Raw genomic sequence first — 15,191 nt, forward strand, 5'->3', positions numbered from 1 at the left:
CAATTCCCTGTAAGGAAGTTACTATGTACAGTCTTCACCCGCAACTGGTCAATGATGGCATTTGGGTAGGCGACTTTGAATTAAGCACTCTTCTGCTTATAAATGATATGCAGTATCCCTGGTTTGTTCTTGTGCCACGGCGTGAGGACGTAACGGAGGTATTTCAGCTGGAACAGGCCGACCGACAGCAGTTGCTGGATGAGTCCTGCTGGTTGGCAGAGGCATTGAAAGATAGCTTTTCGGCGCACAAGATCAACATCGCGGCCTTGGGCAATATGGTCAGCCAATTACACGTTCACCATATCGTGCGATATCGGGGCGATCCGGCATGGCCTGCTCCAGTTTGGGGCAAGTTACCCGCGGTGGCCTATAACGATGAACAATTGAGCGAGTGTGTGCAGCGATTGAAGTCTGTGCTCACAACCAACTTCACTTATGCGGAGCAGTTCAAGTGACTGAGCAATTGATAGCGAGAGTGGATGAATTGGAAGTGCGCCTGGCGTTTCAGGATGACACCATACAAGCGCTGAATGATGTGGTGAGTCGCCAGGAGTTGGAACTGGGAAAGCTGCGGCGGGCCTTGGAGTTGGTGGCCCGCCGACAGGCTGATCTTGCGGCATCCATGCCGGGGGATGCGGAGGATGATCAACCTCCGCCCCATTACTGACGGCAGCTCAGTCCAGCGGCTCGACGTCCTCGGCCTGCAAGCCTTTTTCCCGATGTGCCACGACGAACTCCACCCGTTGCCCTTCCAGCAGCACACGATGCCCTTCGCCACGGATGGCGCGGAAGTGTACGAAAACATCCTCACCCTGATCCCGCGAAATGAAGCCGAAACCTTTGCTGGTGTTGAACCACTTCACCGTACCCATCTCCCGTGCGCTGTCGTTAGTGCGATGCGCACGAGCTGGGCGGGGCAGCATGCCGGTCAGGCTGAGTACGGCGAACAGGCAGACGCCAGCGACGCTGATGCCGACTGCCAGGGTCAGCAAGGTACCGGCTGCGGGGTTGGCCAGCAGTGTCACCAGTGGAACCAGCGCCCCCAGCAACAATAATACCGAGCCGAGAATGGATAAGGTGTTGCGTATCGGGGAGCGGGTGCGTGCGTTATTGCTGAACTGTTGAATATTGACCAGTCCCAGCAGCATGGCGGAGATTGCTGAAAGGTCGATGAGGCCATTCTGACTGAAGAAGGGCACGCTGAAATACAGACCGGACAGCAGTGCTGCCAGGCCGACGATCAAGTGAAGGTAACGGATACTGTTCAAAACGATTCATCCTGTTGCAACTGTGGCTATGACGGATCCGGCGGTAGTTGTGTTATGGCCGGGTGCGCACTCTAACCTGAAAACGTTGCTGTCACAAAGAGGATGAAGGGGTAAAGCAGGGGCGGAAGAGGATCCGCCCCGCAAGAGTTTACTTTTCCAGAAGACTGCGCAGCATCCATGCGGTTTTTTCATGGGCCTGCATGCGCTGGGTCAGCAAGTCAGCGCTGGGCTCGTCACTGGCCTTCTCGCAAGCAGGGAAGGCTTCGCGGGCGGTGCGGGCACAGGTTTCATGGCCTTCCACCAGCAGGCGGATCATGTCGGTGGCTTCGGGCACGCCGTCCTCTTCCTTGATCGAGCTCAGTTTGGCGAAGGCCTTATAAGTACCCGGCGCCGGAAAACCCAAGGTGCGGATGCGCTCGGCAATCTCGTCAACGGCTGCTGCCAGTTCGGTGTACTGGCCTTCGAACATGGTGTGCAGGGTCTGGAACATTGGTCCCTTGACGTTCCAGTGGAAATTATGGGTTTTCAGATACAGGGTATAGGTGTCCGCCAGCAGATGAGACAGACCCTCAGCGATTTGCTCCCGATCCTTCTGGTTGATACCGATATCAATCTTCATTTTTATCTCCAAGGTTGCAGCGGAAAATGTTCAATCAGTATATGTCGTCGCGGGTCTTGCTCAAGTCCTGTTTGCTAATCGTCGCCATTGGGTCGGACTATGAAGTCTGTGTCGCACCGGCAATGCTCGCCTGAGGCGGGTTACTTCGGGTATATTATGGCGCTTTTATCTATCCGCGCTGACGCATGGGCCAAGCCGCTTGGCCAGGACGCAGCCGCTCTGTCGACAACAGGATTCCACACCATGATGCGTACCCACTATTGCGGCCAGTTGAACGAAACACTGGCGGACCAGGAAATCACACTCTGCGGCTGGGTCCATCGCCGTCGCGACCATGGTGGTGTGATCTTTCTGGATATCCGTGACCGTGAAGGCCTGGCCCAGGTGGTATTCGATCCGGATAGGGAAGATACCTTCGCTCTGGCCGACCGGGTGCGCAGCGAATTCGTGGTCAAGGTGCGTGGCAAGGTACGTCCGCGTCCGGCCGGTGCAGTCAATCCGAACATGGCCTCTGGTGCGATTGAAGTGCTCGGCTATGAACTGGAAGTGCTGAACCAGGCCGAGACCCCGCCGTTCCCGCTGGACGAGTATTCCGATGTCGGCGAAGAAACGCGCCTGCGTTATCGCTTCATCGACCTGCGTCGTCCGGAAATGGCCGCCAAGCTGAAGCTGCGCTCGCGTATCACCAGCAGCATCCGCCGCTATCTGGATGACAATGGCTTCCTTGATGTGGAAACGCCGATCCTTACTCGCGCCACGCCCGAAGGTGCCCGTGACTATCTGGTGCCCAGCCGCACCCATCCCGGCAACTTCTTTGCACTGCCGCAATCGCCGCAGCTGTTCAAGCAGTTGCTGATGGTGGCAGGCTTCGATCGTTATTATCAGATCGCCAAGTGCTTCCGCGATGAAGATCTGCGTGCTGACCGTCAGCCGGAATTCACCCAGATCGATATCGAAACCAGCTTCCTCGACGAACAGGACATCATGGGCCTGACCGAGGGCATGATCCGCGGTCTGTTCAAGGAAGTACTGGATGTGGACCTGGGCGACTTCCCGCACATGACCTTTGAAGAGGCCCAGCGTCGCTATGGTTCGGACAAGCCGGACCTGCGCAACCCGCTGGAGCTGGTGGACGTGGCTGACCAGTTGACCGAGGTCGACTTCAAGGTGTTCAGTGGCCCCGCCAAGGACCCCAAAGGGCGCGTTGCCGCACTGCGCGTGCCAAGTGGTGCCGCCATGCCGCGCAAGCAGATCGACGAATACACCAAGTTCGTTGGCATCTATGGTGCCAAGGGGCTGGCTTACATCAAGGTCAATGAGCGGGCCAAGGGTGTTGAGGGATTGCAGTCACCGATCGTCAAGTTCATCCCTGAGGACAACCTCAATGTCATCCTTGACCGCGTTGGTGCGGTGGATGGCGATATCGTGTTTTTCGGCGCAGACCAGGCGCGGATCGTCTCCGAGGCGTTGGGCGCACTGCGTATCCGACTGGGTCATGACCTGAATCTGCTGACCTGTGAATGGGCACCGTTGTGGGTGGTCGACTTCCCGATGTTCGAAGAGAACGATGACGGCAGCCTCAGCGCGCTGCACCACCCGTTCACTGCACCCAAGTGCTCCCCGGAAGAGCTGCAGGCCAACCCCGGCGCGGCGCTGTCCCGTGCCTATGACATGGTGCTCAACGGCACCGAACTGGGTGGCGGCTCCATCCGTATCCACCGCCGGGAAATGCAGCAGGTAGTATTCGATATTCTTGGCATCAGTGCCGAGGAGCAGCAGGAGAAATTCGGCTTCCTGCTCGACGCGCTCAAGTATGGCGCGCCGCCGCACGGTGGCCTGGCCTTCGGTCTGGACCGCCTGGTCATGCTGGTGACCGGTGCACAGTCGATCCGCGAGGTCATTGCCTTCCCGAAAACTCAGAGTGCGGCCTGTGTCATGACCCAGGCGCCGGGTGTAGTGGACGCCAAGGCGCTGCGCGAACTGAGCATTCGTCTGCGTGAGCAACCCAAGGTCGAGTAAATTTGTTGGAGTGTCGCCGGTGCGCCGGCGACTGACGTTATCGAGTTAGTGGAGTTATGTCATGGCTGGTCATTCCAAGTGGGCCAATATCAAGCATCGCAAGGCGGCGCAGGACGCCAAGCGCGGCAAGGTTTTCACCAAGCTGATCCGTGAGCTGACGGTGGCGGCCAAAATCGGCGGCCCGATACCGGCGGATAACCCGCGGCTGCGCGCGGCGGTGGACAAGGCGCTGACCGCGAACATGACCCGTGACACCATTGACCGCGCTATTGCCCGTGGTGCCGGAAGCAACGATGCCGACAACATGGAAGAGCTGACCTATGAGGGTTACGGGGCCGGCGGTGTGGCGGTATTGGTCGAAGTAATGACGGATAATCGCAACCGTACTGTGGCCGAAGTGCGCCATGCCTTTAACAAGAGTGGCGGCAATCTTGGCACTGATGGCTCGGTAGCTTACCTGTTCACCCGGCGTGGTCAGATCAGTTATGCACCGGGCGCCGACGAAGAGGCGTTGATGGAAGCAGGGCTGGAGGCAGGTGCGGAAGATATCCTCAACAATGACGACGGCTCGATCGATGTATTGACTGCTTTCGAAGACTTCGGAGCGGTCAAGGATGCGCTGGATGCGGCGGGCTTTACCAGTGAGTCGGCGGAGATCAGCATGATTCCTGCCACCACCACATCGCTGGATCTGGACACGGCGCAGAAGGTCATCCAACTGATTGATATGCTGGAAGACCTGGACGACGTGCAGAACGTCTACTCCAACGCCGATATTCCGGATGACGTATTGGAGCAGATGGAGTGACCGACGTCGTCGGTGCAATCTGCAAGAGGGAAGGGGAGGCATGGCCTCCCTTTTTCATGTCACCCACGGAAGGTTGAGCGCATGGCACTGATTCTCGGTATAGACCCAGGCTCACGGATTACCGGTTTTGGTATTGTTCGCGAGGGTCGTGATGGGTGCGAATACGTTACCTCCGGCTGCATTCGCTTGGGCGACGGACCATTTCCCGAACGCCTGAAGCACATCTTTGACAATCTCAGCGAACTGATCGGCAAGTATCAACCGCAGGTGCTGAGCATCGAACAGGTGTTCATGGCGCGCAACCCTGATTCCGCGCTCAAGCTGGGGCAGGCACGCGGCGCTGCGATCGTCGCCGCCGTGAACGCAGGGCTGCAAGTGCATGAATATACTGCTCGCCAGGTAAAACAGGCGGTGGTGGGTACCGGTGCTGCGGACAAGACGCAAGTGCAGCATATGGTCACTCAACTGCTTGGGCTGTCCGGTACGCCGCAGGCTGATGCCGCGGATGCATTGGCGATAGCCCTGTGTCATGTTCATTCCATCGGACTGAAGGAGCAGGTTGGGGGTGGGCTTTTGGGATTGCGCAACGGTCGCATGCGGCGACGCTGAAGGAGAGAAATAGATGATAGGCCGGCTCACCGGTATTTTGTTGGAAAAACAACCGCCGCACATTCTGTTGGATGTGAATGGTGTGGGTTACGAAGTGGATGCACCCATGAGCACTTTCTATCGACTGCCGGCAGTAGGCGAGAAAACCACAGTGCATACCCATCTGGTGGTGCGTGAGGATGCCCAGCTGCTGTATGCCTTCGCGGAGAAGCGCGACCGCACACTGTTCCGCGAACTGATTCGGCTCAACGGCGTTGGCCCGAAGCTGGCGCTGGCGTTGATGTCCGGTCTGGAGGTGGAGGAGCTGATTCGCGCCGTTCAGGCTCAGGATACCAGTGCGTTCACCCGAGTGCCGGGGGTCGGCAAGAAGACGGCGGAGCGCTTGCTGGTAGAGCTGAAGGACAAGTTCAAGGCCTGGGAAGACCTCCCTGGAGTTGCAGTCCCGCTTGCCGGCGGCAGCGCTACACCCGCCGCGGTTTCCGGTACGGCTGATGCCGTCAGTGCGCTGATTTCGCTGGGTTACAAGCCGCAGGAAGCGAGTCGTGCAGTCGCCAATATCAAGGAAGAAGGACTCGGTAGTGAAGAGTTGATTCGCCGCGCCCTGAAGGGCATGGTTTAATTCCTGAGTTGATAGCTCATTAATCGAAGCACCACGGAAGTCCCATGCTGGAAGAAGACCGTTTGATCGCTGCTGCGCCAAGGCAGCAGGAAGAAATCATTGATCGGGCCATCCGTCCGTACCGTCTGGCCGATTACATCGGTCAGCCAGCCGTGCGCGAACAGATGGAGCTGTTCATGGCGGCGGCCAGGGGGCGCAGCGAAGCGCTGGACCATGTATTGATCTTCGGGCCGCCGGGTCTGGGCAAGACCACGCTGGCCAATATCATCGCTCAGGAAATGGGCGTGAAGATCAAGAGTACCTCGGGGCCGGTATTGGAAAGGGCGGGTGATCTGGCCGCGATGCTCACCAGTCTGGAAGAAGGTGATGTCTTGTTTGTCGACGAGATTCACCGCCTCTCGCCGGTAGTTGAAGAAATCCTGTATCCGGCGATGGAGGACTACCAGCTCGATATCATGATCGGCGAAGGCCCCGCCGCACGCTCGATCAAGCTGGATCTGCCGCCCTTTACCCTGGTGGGTGCCACCACCCGGGCCGGCATGCTGACCAATCCGCTGCGCGACCGTTTCGGTATCGTCCAGCGCCTGGAGTTCTATGGCACCGAGGATCTGGCCACCATTGTTTCCCGTTCCGCCGGTATTCTGGGGCTGAAAATCCACCCTGATGGCGCCTTTGAAATCGCCCGCCGCTCGCGTGGTACGCCGCGCATCGCCAACCGCCTGCTGCGCCGGGTGCGCGATTTTGCCGAGGTGCGCGGGCAGGGCAGCATAACCTGCGAGATTGCCGACAAGGCACTGGATCTGCTGGATGTGGATGCGCAGGGCTTTGATCATATGGACCGCCGTCTGCTGCTGGCGATGATCGACAAGTTTGATGGAGGCCCGGTGGGGATTGATAGTCTGGCCGCAGCCATCAGCGAAGAAAGGCATACCATCGAAGATGTGCTCGAGCCTTTTCTGATTCAGCAGGGCTTCATCATGCGTACGCCGCGCGGTCGCGTGGTCACCCGGCATGCCTACCTGCACTTCGGCATGAATCTGCCTGCGGCGATGGAGCAACAAGTAGGTGATCTGTTCAATCAGTGATCCCGGGCAGCGATCCAGACCCTGGAGTCAAAATATATTTTCGATTTGGAGGCAAACACGCTATGCAAACAATCCACTTGGCTCTACATTATGCCGTCTGACATTTCAGGGCAGCCATTCGCGCTCAGGGCCCGTGTCTATTTTGAGGATACCGATGCCGGCGGCATTGTCTACTACGTCAATTATCTGAAGTTCATGGAGCGCGCCCGCACTGAGCTGGTTCGTTCCCTGGGGTTTGATCAAAGCGCGCTGCAACGCGAAAACATCATTTTTGTGGTCCATTCGGTAAGTGCCCGTTACCACGCACCTGCGTGCCTGGACGATGAACTTGTGGTCAGCGCTGCTGTCTTGGAACTCAAGCGCGCGAGTGTCCGCTTCGCTCAACAGATTCGGAGAGCGGATGGAAAATTGTTGTGTGAAGGCGAAGTGCTGGTTGCCTGCGTCAGCGCCGATCAGTACAAACCCAGAATCATTCCAGTTGCCCTGAGCAACGCCTTTGCGGCGAAACAGGGCGGCCAAGAGAAGCAAGAGCAAGGAGAGGCAAAGAGTGCAAGCTGATCAAATGTCGATGTGGCACCTCATAAGCGGTGCCAGCGTGCTGGTGCAACTGGTCATGCTGACGCTGTTGGCAGCGTCCATCGCATCCTGGGTGCTTATTTTTCAACGCAGTTCCGTGCTGCGTTCGGCGAAGAAGGCGCTGGACGATTTCGAGGACCGTTTCTGGTCCGGCATCGACCTGTCCAAGCTCTATCGTCAGGTCACCGGCAATCCGGATCCCGATTCCGGCCTGGAGCAGATATTCCGCGCCGGGTTCAAAGAGTTCTCGCGTATGCGTCAGCAGCCAGGTGTCGATCCTGAGGCGGTGATGGACGCTGTGCAGCGGTCCATGCGAGTCGCTATTTCGCGCGAGGAAGAAAAGCTCGACCAGCACCTGCCCTTTCTCGCTACAGTGGGTTCCACCAGTCCCTATATCGGTCTGTTTGGTACCGTATGGGGCATCATGAACTCATTCCGCGGCCTGGCTACTGTGCAACAGGCAACGCTGGCTACCGTGGCGCCGGGGATTGCCGAAGCGCTGATTGCCACGGCGATCGGTCTGTTTGCCGCTATCCCAGCGGTCATCGCTTACAACCGTTTCTCGGCTCGCTCGGAAACCCTGATCGGCCATTACTACACCTTTGCCGATGAGTTCTCCAGCATCCTGCATCGCCGCGTGCACGCCAGCGAAGGGGAGTGAGCATGCAACACAGAGGCAGACGCCAGAAACGCAAACCGGTAGCCGAGATGAACGTCGTGCCCTATATCGACGTGATGCTCGTGCTGCTGGTGATCTTCATGGTGACCGCGCCCATGCTCAATCAAGGCGTGAAAGTGGACCTGCCCCAGGTATCCAGCGAGATTCTGCCATCGGATACCAACCAGCAGGTATTGACTCTGTCGGTACTCGCCGATGGTACCTATTACTGGAACCTGGGCGACACAGTGGACACCGAGAGCCAGACCGATGCCGCAGTCTCGCTGGAAGAAATGACCGACGGCGTCACCAAGATCATGCGCGCTCAGCCAGATACGCTGGTCTATATTCGGGGTGATCGCGAGGTGAATTATGGTGTTGTCGTTACTGCCATGGCATCCCTGCAGCAGGCCGGTGTGCCTAATGTCGGCTTGATTACCGAGGCGCCGTGAATAACCGCGACCGTATGCCGGAACCCAGTCAGGAGCGTTTTGCCGCGCCGATCATCAAGGCGGTGGGGCTGCACCTGCTGGTGTTGATTTTCCTCTTCGTGTCCTTCAGTTCGGCGCCCGAGTACGAGCCGGCCAAGCCGATCGTGCGAGCGACCCTGGTGCAGTTGAATTCCAAGAGTCCGGCGACAACTCAGACTGATCAGAAAATCGCGGGTGAGGCTGAGCGCACCGCAGCGCAGCGCCATGAAGCTGAAGAGCTGAAACGCCAGCAGCAGGAACAGCAACAGGAGCAGGAGGCGGCGCAGCGCGCAGCAACTGAACAGCGCCAGGCAGCTGCAGCGGCCGCCAAGGCGGCCGAAGATAAGGCAGTCGAGGAACGTCAGCGGGTGGAGCAGGTCGAAAGACAGAAGGCCGAGGAGACCAAACGCAAGGCTGACGCAGCCAAGAAGCTGGCTGAGGCCGAGGCGGCAAAGAAAAAGGCTGCTGAGGAAGCGGCCAAACGTAAAGAGGTTGAAGAGGCCAAAAAGGCAGAGGCCAAAAAAGCGGAAGAGGCCAAGCGCAAAACCGACGCAGAGGCTGCGGCCAAGAAGGCGGAAGCTGATCGGGTCGCCAAGCTCAAGCGCGAGCAGGAAGAAGCCAAGGCCTCGGCGTTAGCCGAATTGCTGGCATCCGAGACGCAGTACCAGCGGGCGCAGGCTGACCAATTTGGTGATGAGGTGGCGGCCAGCTACGATGATGTTATCCGCCGCTATGTAAGTGAACAGTGGCGGCGTCCACCGACGGCGCGTAATGGCATGGTCGTCGAGGTGCGGATCAGCATGCTGCCCTCGGGTGATATTACTGATGTGGTGGTGCAGCGCTCCAGCGGCGATGCCGGATTCGATCAGTCGGCAGTGCAGGCCGTACGAAATGTAGGCCGCATTCCGGAGATGCAACAGTTGTCCAGAGAAAGTCCAGCAGCTTTCGATCGTTTGTACAGACAGCGTACCTTACGCTTCAAACCAGAGGATTTGGCATTTTGATGAAAACCATGAAGTACTGGCTGACCTGCGCTGCCATGTTGCTCCTGGCGCAAGTCGCGCTGGCTCAGGACGCCATCGAAATCACCCGGGGCAATGATCGGGCGACGCCCATCGCAGTTGTTCCCTTCGGCTGGCAAGGCGGCACACCTTTAGCGGAAGATCTGGCTGAGATCTCGGCCAATGATTTACGCAATTCTGGTATGTTCACGCCCTTCGACCGGGCAAACATGCTCAGCCATCCTACCCGCGCCGAGGAGATATTTCCCCGCGACTGGAAAATGCTGGGCGTCGAATATGTACTGGCCGGGCAGGTAACCGGCACGGCGTCGGGTTATCAGCTGCAGTACCATCTGTATAACGTGGTACGCGAAGAGTTGCTTATGTCCCGGACCGTCAGTGGCAGCCAGAATCAGCTGCGCGACATGGCCCACCGGGTGAGCGACGAGGTATTTGAGCACATCACCGGTATCAAGGGCGCGTTCAATACCAAGCTGCTGTATGTGGCTGCCGAGCGTTTTTCCGCTGATAACACACGCTATACCCTGCAGCGCTCGGATTATGACGGCGCCCGTACGGTAACCCTACTGCAATCACGAGAGCCGATTCTGACCCCGTCCTATGCTCCGGACGGGCAACGTATCGCCTATGTCTCGTTTGAATCCCGGCGGCCGGAAATCTTCGTGCATTACATCCAGACCGGCCGGCGCGAGCGGATCACCAGTTTTGAAGGTCTCAATGGTGCGCCAGCCTGGTCGCCGGATGGAAAACGGCTGGCATTCGTATTGTCACGTGACGGCAACCCGGAAATTTACGTCATGGATCTTGCAAGCAAGCAAATGCGTCGGGTCACCAATCACTACGCAATTGATACCGAGCCGACCTGGCTTGATGACAACACGCTGGTCTTCACTTCCGATCGTGGAGGGCGACCGCAGATTTATAAACAGAATTTGAATAATGGCAATGCAGAGCGCCTTACTTTCGTGGGCAACTATAATGCCAATGCTAAGCTGTCGTCTGAAGGACGGACCATGGTCATGGTTCACCGGCAGGATGGTTACAGGAATTTTCATATTGCCACCCAGGATCTGGAACGTGGGAATTTGAAAGTATTAACAGAAACGTCGTTGGATGAGTCGCCTACTGTCGCACCGAACGGCACTATGTTAATTTACGCTACCCGTCAACAGGGACGGGGTGTACTTATGCTGGTTTCGACCAATGGTCGTGCGCGTTCGGAAATTCCGACGAAGTTCACAGACCTGCGCGTACCATCATGGTCCCCATACCTGCCATAGGGTATACCAACACTAAACCAAATGGGGTTTATCAGGAGTCTATGATGGAAGTTATCAAGTTCGGCAAGTTTGCAGCTCTGGTTGTCGCTTTCGGCGTTGTGGTTGGCTGTTCCTCCAAGGGCGGCGATGCTGCCGGCACTGGCGCAGTTGATCCGAACGCTGGTTATGACAGCTCCACTTCTTCGGCAGGTAGCAGCAGCAATGTCAGCAGCGAAGAAGCAGCTCTGCGTGCCATCACCACTTTCTACTTCGAGTTCGACAGCTCTGAGCTGAAGCCTGAAGCCATGCGTGCCCTGGATGTACATTCCAAGGACCTCAAGGCGCAGGGCAACCGCGTAGCGCTGGAAGGCCACACCGACGAGCGTGGTACTCGTGAGTACAACATGGCTCTGGGTGAGCGTCGTGCCGCAGCTGTTCAGCGTTACCTGGTTCTGCAGGGTGTTTCCCCGGCACAACTGGAGCTGATCTCCTATGGCGAAGAGAAAGCAGCGGTTACTGGTACTGGCGAAGAAGCATGGGCCCAGAACCGCCGTGTAGAACTGCGTAAATAAGAGGTCGCATGAAAGGGTATCAAGGCTTAGTACTGGGTTGTCTGCTGTTGCCGGCCACGGCAATGGCTCAGGTTCCGGTAATGGAAGGTAGTTCGGGCAGCAATGCGCCGAGCTATCAGCAGACACAGGCCCAGTCACTGCCTGATACCCGATCTTCCTCGGCTGGTCTCTCGGTAGAGGGCCAGCTTATGCAGCAGCTGTATCAGATGCAGCAGGAAGTTTCCATGCTGCGTGGCCTGTTCGAAGAACAGGAGCATCGACTGAAGAAGTTGGAAAAGGATCAGCTTGATCGTTATCAGGATATTGATCGCCGACTTTCCTCTATTTCCACAGGTTCGTCAGCGCCGTCAGGTGCGGACGAGCCTGCCAACCGCGACAGCCTGCCGCCCGTGACACCGGCAACGCCGGGCTCAGCACCTCAAGCACCGGCTGAAGCGGACCCGGCGCGTGAAAAGCTGCTTTACGAGGCGGCTTTCGATCAGGTCAAGGCACGGGATTTCGAGAAGGCTGAGATGGCCTTCAGCGCTTTCCTGCGGCGTTATCCGCAAAGTGACTACGCGGGGAATGCACAGTACTGGCTGGGCGAAGTCTATCTGGTGCAGTCCGATCTGGAATCTGCCGGCCAGGCATTTGCCAAAGTGGTGAGCCAGTACGCCGGCCACCGCAAGCAAGCCGATGCGTTGTACAAGCTGGCCGAAGTTGAACGGCGCCTGGGTAACTCGACCAAGGCGGCGCAACTCTACCAGGAAGTGCTCAGCAAGCATCCTGACGCCTCGGCAGCGCAGTTGGCGCGTCGGGAGCTGAATAACCTGCAATAACGCCCGCTTGGTAGGGGGTGAAAAATCCGGTGTACAGGTTGGATACACCGGAAAATATTCAAAAAAAATCTTGAGTTTCGCTGATAAATCAGTAAGATATCGCGCATCAAAAGGGTCGTTAGCTCAGTTGGTAGAGCAGTTGGCTTTTAACCAATTGGTCGTAGGTTCGAATCCTACACGACCCACCATCTTTTCCTTCTGTTATACAAGTCTTCAGGCCGCTTTCTTCAAGCTGTTCTTCTTTTCTTCCATCTGTTTGCCCAGCTCCTGAAGTTGATCTTCGCTCATCAGCTTGGCGGCGTTGGCGAACATCTCATTTTCCTCTTCTTCGATATGATGCTCCAGCGTAACCGCTCCATAAACCCCACCTACAACTAACGTTCTGTTCGCGCCATGCTGACCTCCGATATTCCCTCTGGAGGTTTTTTTCATGATGCGCCCTGGTGCCAAGGTTAAAAAAGTCTACCTGTACCCGAAGCCGGTGGACTTCAGAAAGTCCATCGACGGGCTGTCAGCCCTGGTCGAGCTGGATATAAAGGCGGCGGCGTTCGACCCGGTGCTGTTTGTGTTTCTCAACCGGGCGCGCAACAGGGTTAAGATCCTCTATTGGGAGCGCAACGGTTTCTGTCTCTGGCTCAAGCGTCTGGAGGCCGAACGGTTCAAGGCGCCACCGGATATCCGGGACGATGCTATCGAGCTGACCGCAGAGGAGTTGAACTGGATGCTCGACGGTTTTGACCTGTGGCGTAACCGACCGCACAAGGTGTTGAGGCCGCGTTATGTAGCCTGACGCTGGTATAATCCACGGCATGATTTCGCTCCCCGACATCCTGCCGAACGACCCGGATCAGCTCAAGCATTTGCTGATGCAGATGCAATCTCGCGTATCGCAGTTGCAGGAAGAAAACACGCTGCTGCGTCAGCGTCTATTCGGGCGCAAGTCAGAGCAAAGTGCTGATCCGAATTCTCCGCAGCTGGGCATGTTCAACGAAGCCGAAAGCCTGGCCAATGAAACATCCGCTGAAGATGACGAAGAAACGGTTGCTCCCGTATCGGTGAAGAAGCGTGGCAAGCGTAAGCCGCTACCAGCAGAACTGCCGCGCATTGAAGTGGTACATGAGCTGCCCGAGCATGAACTGACCTGTGACTGCGGTTGCCGTAAGCAGGCCATCGGTGAAGAAACCAGCGAGCAGCTGGAAATCATCCCGATGCAGATCCGGGTGATTAAACACATCCGCAAGGTCTACGCCTGCAAGGGGTGTGAAACCGCTCCGGTCACTGCCGATAAACCTGCTCAACTGATCGAAAAGAGCATGGCCAGCCCCAGCGTACTGGCCATGCTGCTAACCACCAAGTATGTCGATGGCGTTCCGCTACACCGCTTCGAGAAAGTGCTGAGTCGCCACGGCATCGAACTGTCCAGGCAAACACTGGCTCGCTGGGTCATCCAGAGCAGTGAGCACCTGCAACCGCTGGTCAACCTAATGCGTGACAGGCTGCTGGCGGGCCCACTGATCCACTGCGATGAAACTCGCCTGCAAGTGCTGAAAGAACCGGATCGTGATCCGACCAGTCAATCCTGGATGTGGGTGCAGACGGGCGGGCCGCCCGATAATCCGGTTGTGCTGTTTGATTACACATCCAGCCGTGCCCAGGATGTACCCTTGCGCTTGCTTGAAGGCTATCAAGGCTACCTGATGACCGATGACTACGCGGGCTACAACGCCGTGGCCGAACAAGCCGGCATCGAACGGCTGGGCTGCTGGGCGCATGCCCGACGCAAGTTCATCGAAGCACAAAAAGCGCAGCCTAAAGGTAAGACCGGGCGCGCCGATATGGCGCTGAGCCTGATCAACAAGCTGTACGGCATTGAGCGTGAAGGCAAGGATGTAAACGCCGGGCAACGCCTGCTGCTGCGCCAGCAGAAAAGTGAACCGGTACTGACTCAGCTCAAAGCCTGGCTGGATAAGACGCATGGTCAGGTAACGCCGCAAAGTGCACTGGGTAAAGCAGTCGGCTATCTGGCCAGCAACTGGAGCAAACTGATCCGCTACACCGAGGCTGGGCACCTACCGATCGACAATAACCCTGCCGAGCGCGCCATCCGCCCATTCGTCATCGGTCGTAAAAACTGGCTGTTCAGCGATACGCCGAAGGGTGCTCACGCCAGCGCCCTAATCTACAGTCTGGTCGAAACCGCCAAGGCTAACGGACAGGAACCCTATGCCTGGCTGCGGTATGTGTTGGAACGACTGCCGCTGGCCAGTAACGCCGAAGAACTGGAAGCTCTGCTACCCTGGAACTGCGGGCAGGTCGCTGTTTACTGATCCCGTTGCAAGGCGGGGTTTATGGAGCGCTTACGCTCCAGCAGCTCCTTCATGACTTTGATGCGTCCTGAGAATTCGACACTGCCGGGTTCGGTGTTCAGCAAGTCGGGGAGCACCAGCGACTCGACTGCACGGTGTTCCTCCAATGCTTCGTAATACATTTTCAGCTCGTCTTTGGCACCTGCTTCTTTAAACGCGGGGTAGAAGTCCTCTTCCTCGATTGTGGTATGGATACTCAGCTCCATCTTGATCTTATTCAGCAGCTCCTCGCGTTTCTTGACGGCTCGCTCAGTGGTTTCGCTGATGTCCGCCAAGAGTTGCTTCACCTTCTCGTGGTCTGCTTTCAAAAGCTCTATGGCATTCATTTTTATCGTCCTCATCCCTCATCAGGTTGAATACACCCATGTGATTAGACGATTGCACGCAGCGGCTGTTCAGATTATTTACGCCTCATGCTTCCGC

The 15,191-nt window shown here is 57.2% G+C and carries 18 protein-coding genes, 1 tRNA gene and 2 pseudogenes; 17 read left to right on the forward strand and 4 right to left on the reverse strand.

All coding sequences use genetic code 11. The features are described 5' to 3' along the window. Positions 1-23 precede the first annotated feature (23 nt). Both BLU11_RS02955 and BLU11_RS02960 read left to right on the forward strand, forming a co-directional pair. The gene (locus BLU11_RS02955; protein WP_090271980.1) at positions 24-455 is read left to right on the forward strand and encodes an HIT domain-containing protein; all 432 of its coding nucleotides are present in this window, start codon (positions 24-26) and stop codon (positions 453-455) included. Then, positions 452-667 (forward strand): SlyX family protein, encoded by a 216-nt coding sequence (locus BLU11_RS02960; RefSeq protein WP_090271981.1) that lies wholly within the window; start codon positions 452-454, stop codon positions 665-667. The genes BLU11_RS02955 and BLU11_RS02960 overlap by 4 nt, the downstream gene beginning before the upstream one ends. A 7-nt stretch (positions 668-674) precedes the next feature. Here the strand turns inward: BLU11_RS02960 and BLU11_RS19665 are convergent, their stop codons facing one another. Together BLU11_RS19665 and BLU11_RS02970 are read right to left on the reverse strand one after the other, a co-directional pair. Beyond that, entirely contained in the window at positions 675-1,268 is a 594-nt protein-coding gene (locus BLU11_RS19665; protein ID WP_269433231.1) for a cold-shock protein, read from the reverse strand. A gap of 148 nt (positions 1,269-1,416) precedes the next feature. Next, positions 1,417-1,887: a Dps family protein gene (locus tag BLU11_RS02970; protein WP_090271982.1), complete on the reverse strand. Its 471-nt coding sequence runs from the start codon at positions 1,885-1,887 to the stop codon at positions 1,417-1,419. A 243-nt stretch (positions 1,888-2,130) separates the two neighbouring features. On the opposite strand from BLU11_RS02970, the gene aspS reads away from it, so the two are divergent. The 13 genes from aspS to BLU11_RS03035 all read left to right on the forward strand — a co-directional run bounded on the left by aspS (position 2,131) and on the right by BLU11_RS03035 (position 12,590). Beyond that, positions 2,131-3,906, forward strand: a complete 1,776-nt coding sequence (gene aspS, locus BLU11_RS02975) for an aspartate--tRNA ligase (RefSeq protein WP_090271983.1) — start codon at positions 2,131-2,133, stop codon at positions 3,904-3,906. Positions 3,907-3,967: 61 nt separating this feature from the next. Then, positions 3,968-4,714 carry a YebC/PmpR family DNA-binding transcriptional regulator gene (locus BLU11_RS02980; RefSeq protein ID WP_090271984.1) on the forward strand — a complete coding sequence of 249 codons (747 nt, stop codon included), beginning with the start codon at positions 3,968-3,970 and terminating at the stop codon, positions 4,712-4,714. An 81-nt stretch (positions 4,715-4,795) separates the two neighbouring features. Next, positions 4,796-5,323 (forward strand): crossover junction endodeoxyribonuclease RuvC, encoded by a 528-nt coding sequence (gene ruvC, locus BLU11_RS02985; protein WP_090271985.1) that lies wholly within the window; start codon positions 4,796-4,798, stop codon positions 5,321-5,323. 13 nt (positions 5,324-5,336) lie between these two features. Continuing rightward, positions 5,337-5,942 (forward strand): Holliday junction branch migration protein RuvA, encoded by a 606-nt coding sequence (ruvA, locus tag BLU11_RS02990; protein ID WP_090271986.1) that lies wholly within the window; start codon positions 5,337-5,339, stop codon positions 5,940-5,942. A gap of 44 nt (positions 5,943-5,986) precedes the next feature. Next, a complete protein-coding gene (ruvB, locus tag BLU11_RS02995; protein WP_090271987.1) occupies positions 5,987-7,027 on the forward strand; it encodes a Holliday junction branch migration DNA helicase RuvB in 1,041 nt (346 codons plus the stop codon). Between the two features lie 90 nt (positions 7,028-7,117). Beyond that, positions 7,118-7,585 (forward strand): tol-pal system-associated acyl-CoA thioesterase, encoded by a 468-nt coding sequence (gene ybgC / locus BLU11_RS03000; RefSeq protein WP_090271988.1) that lies wholly within the window; start codon positions 7,118-7,120, stop codon positions 7,583-7,585. Between the two features lie 4 nt (positions 7,586-7,589). Continuing rightward, the gene (gene tolQ, locus BLU11_RS03005) at positions 7,590-8,264 is read left to right on the forward strand and encodes a protein TolQ (RefSeq protein ID WP_090276184.1); all 675 of its coding nucleotides are present in this window, start codon (positions 7,590-7,592) and stop codon (positions 8,262-8,264) included. A gap of 2 nt (positions 8,265-8,266) precedes the next feature. Further along, a complete protein-coding gene (gene tolR, locus BLU11_RS03010) occupies positions 8,267-8,713 on the forward strand; it encodes a protein TolR (protein WP_090271989.1) in 447 nt (148 codons plus the stop codon). A gap of 14 nt (positions 8,714-8,727) precedes the next feature. Next, entirely contained in the window at positions 8,728-9,735 is a 1,008-nt protein-coding gene (tolA, locus tag BLU11_RS03015) for a cell envelope integrity protein TolA (RefSeq protein WP_090276186.1), read from the forward strand. 8 nt (positions 9,736-9,743) lie between these two features. Then, complete coding sequence (gene tolB / locus BLU11_RS03020; protein ID WP_090276188.1) at positions 9,744-11,033, forward strand: Tol-Pal system beta propeller repeat protein TolB; 1,290 nt, start codon at positions 9,744-9,746, stop codon at positions 11,031-11,033. Between the two features lie 44 nt (positions 11,034-11,077). Next, complete coding sequence (pal, locus tag BLU11_RS03025) at positions 11,078-11,584, forward strand: peptidoglycan-associated lipoprotein Pal (protein ID WP_090271990.1); 507 nt, start codon at positions 11,078-11,080, stop codon at positions 11,582-11,584. 8 nt (positions 11,585-11,592) lie between these two features. After that, positions 11,593-12,402 (forward strand): tol-pal system protein YbgF, encoded by an 810-nt coding sequence (gene ybgF / locus BLU11_RS03030; protein WP_090271991.1) that lies wholly within the window; start codon positions 11,593-11,595, stop codon positions 12,400-12,402. 112 nt (positions 12,403-12,514) lie between these two features. Continuing rightward, positions 12,515-12,590, forward strand: a tRNA-Lys gene (locus BLU11_RS03035). A 25-nt stretch (positions 12,591-12,615) separates the two neighbouring features. On the opposite strand, the pseudogene BLU11_RS19500 reads toward BLU11_RS03035, so the two are convergent. Next, positions 12,616-12,747 (reverse strand): annotated as a pseudogene (locus BLU11_RS19500) (hemerythrin domain-containing protein); the annotation flags it as partial. A gap of 85 nt (positions 12,748-12,832) precedes the next feature. On the opposite strand from BLU11_RS19500, the gene tnpB reads away from it, so the two are divergent. Together tnpB and tnpC are read left to right on the forward strand one after the other, a co-directional pair. Further along, positions 12,833-13,192 carry an IS66 family insertion sequence element accessory protein TnpB gene (gene tnpB, locus BLU11_RS03040; RefSeq protein WP_231702264.1) on the forward strand — a complete coding sequence of 120 codons (360 nt, stop codon included), beginning with the start codon at positions 12,833-12,835 and terminating at the stop codon, positions 13,190-13,192. 19 nt (positions 13,193-13,211) lie between these two features. Then, positions 13,212-14,729: an IS66 family transposase gene (tnpC, locus tag BLU11_RS03045; protein WP_090271992.1), complete on the forward strand. Its 1,518-nt coding sequence runs from the start codon at positions 13,212-13,214 to the stop codon at positions 14,727-14,729. A gap of 35 nt (positions 14,730-14,764) precedes the next feature. On the opposite strand, the pseudogene BLU11_RS03050 reads toward tnpC, so the two are convergent. After that, positions 14,765-15,094, reverse strand: a pseudogene (locus BLU11_RS03050) (hemerythrin domain-containing protein); the annotation flags it as partial. Positions 15,095-15,191 lie beyond the last annotated feature (97 nt).

Origin of the sequence: Halopseudomonas litoralis, assembly GCF_900105005.1 — a bacterium.
Taxonomy (GTDB): domain Bacteria; phylum Pseudomonadota; class Gammaproteobacteria; order Pseudomonadales; family Pseudomonadaceae; genus Halopseudomonas; species Halopseudomonas litoralis.

Excerpts from the sequence above, each read along its gene's own strand:
- ruvB (WP_090271987.1), top strand. The coding sequence starts at position 5,987 with ATGCTGGAAGAAGACCGTTTGATCGCTGCTGCGCCAAGGCAGCAGGAA.
- ruvC (WP_090271985.1), top strand. The coding sequence starts at position 4,796 with ATGGCACTGATTCTCGGTATAGACCCAGGCTCACGGATTACCGGTTTT.
- tolB (WP_090276188.1), top strand. The coding sequence starts at position 9,744 with ATGAAGTACTGGCTGACCTGCGCTGCCATGTTGCTCCTGGCGCAAGTC.
- ybgC (WP_090271988.1), top strand. The coding sequence starts at position 7,118 with ATGCCGTCTGACATTTCAGGGCAGCCATTCGCGCTCAGGGCCCGTGTC.
- BLU11_RS02980 (WP_090271984.1), top strand. The coding sequence starts at position 3,968 with ATGGCTGGTCATTCCAAGTGGGCCAATATCAAGCATCGCAAGGCGGCG.
- ybgF (WP_090271991.1), top strand. The coding sequence starts at position 11,593 with ATGAAAGGGTATCAAGGCTTAGTACTGGGTTGTCTGCTGTTGCCGGCC.
- BLU11_RS02955 (WP_090271980.1), top strand. The coding sequence starts at position 24 with ATGTACAGTCTTCACCCGCAACTGGTCAATGATGGCATTTGGGTAGGC.
- tolA (WP_090276186.1), top strand. The coding sequence starts at position 8,728 with ATGCCGGAACCCAGTCAGGAGCGTTTTGCCGCGCCGATCATCAAGGCG.
- aspS (WP_090271983.1), top strand. The coding sequence starts at position 2,131 with ATGATGCGTACCCACTATTGCGGCCAGTTGAACGAAACACTGGCGGAC.
- pal (WP_090271990.1), top strand. The coding sequence starts at position 11,078 with ATGGAAGTTATCAAGTTCGGCAAGTTTGCAGCTCTGGTTGTCGCTTTC.
- ruvA (WP_090271986.1), top strand. The coding sequence starts at position 5,337 with ATGATAGGCCGGCTCACCGGTATTTTGTTGGAAAAACAACCGCCGCAC.
- tolR (WP_090271989.1), top strand. The coding sequence starts at position 8,267 with ATGCAACACAGAGGCAGACGCCAGAAACGCAAACCGGTAGCCGAGATG.
- BLU11_RS02970 (WP_090271982.1), bottom strand. The coding sequence starts at position 1,887 with ATGAAGATTGATATCGGTATCAACCAGAAGGATCGGGAGCAAATCGCT.
- tolQ (WP_090276184.1), top strand. The coding sequence starts at position 7,590 with ATGTCGATGTGGCACCTCATAAGCGGTGCCAGCGTGCTGGTGCAACTG.
- tnpC (WP_090271992.1), top strand. The coding sequence starts at position 13,212 with ATGATTTCGCTCCCCGACATCCTGCCGAACGACCCGGATCAGCTCAAG.
- tnpB (WP_231702264.1), top strand. The coding sequence starts at position 12,833 with ATGATGCGCCCTGGTGCCAAGGTTAAAAAAGTCTACCTGTACCCGAAG.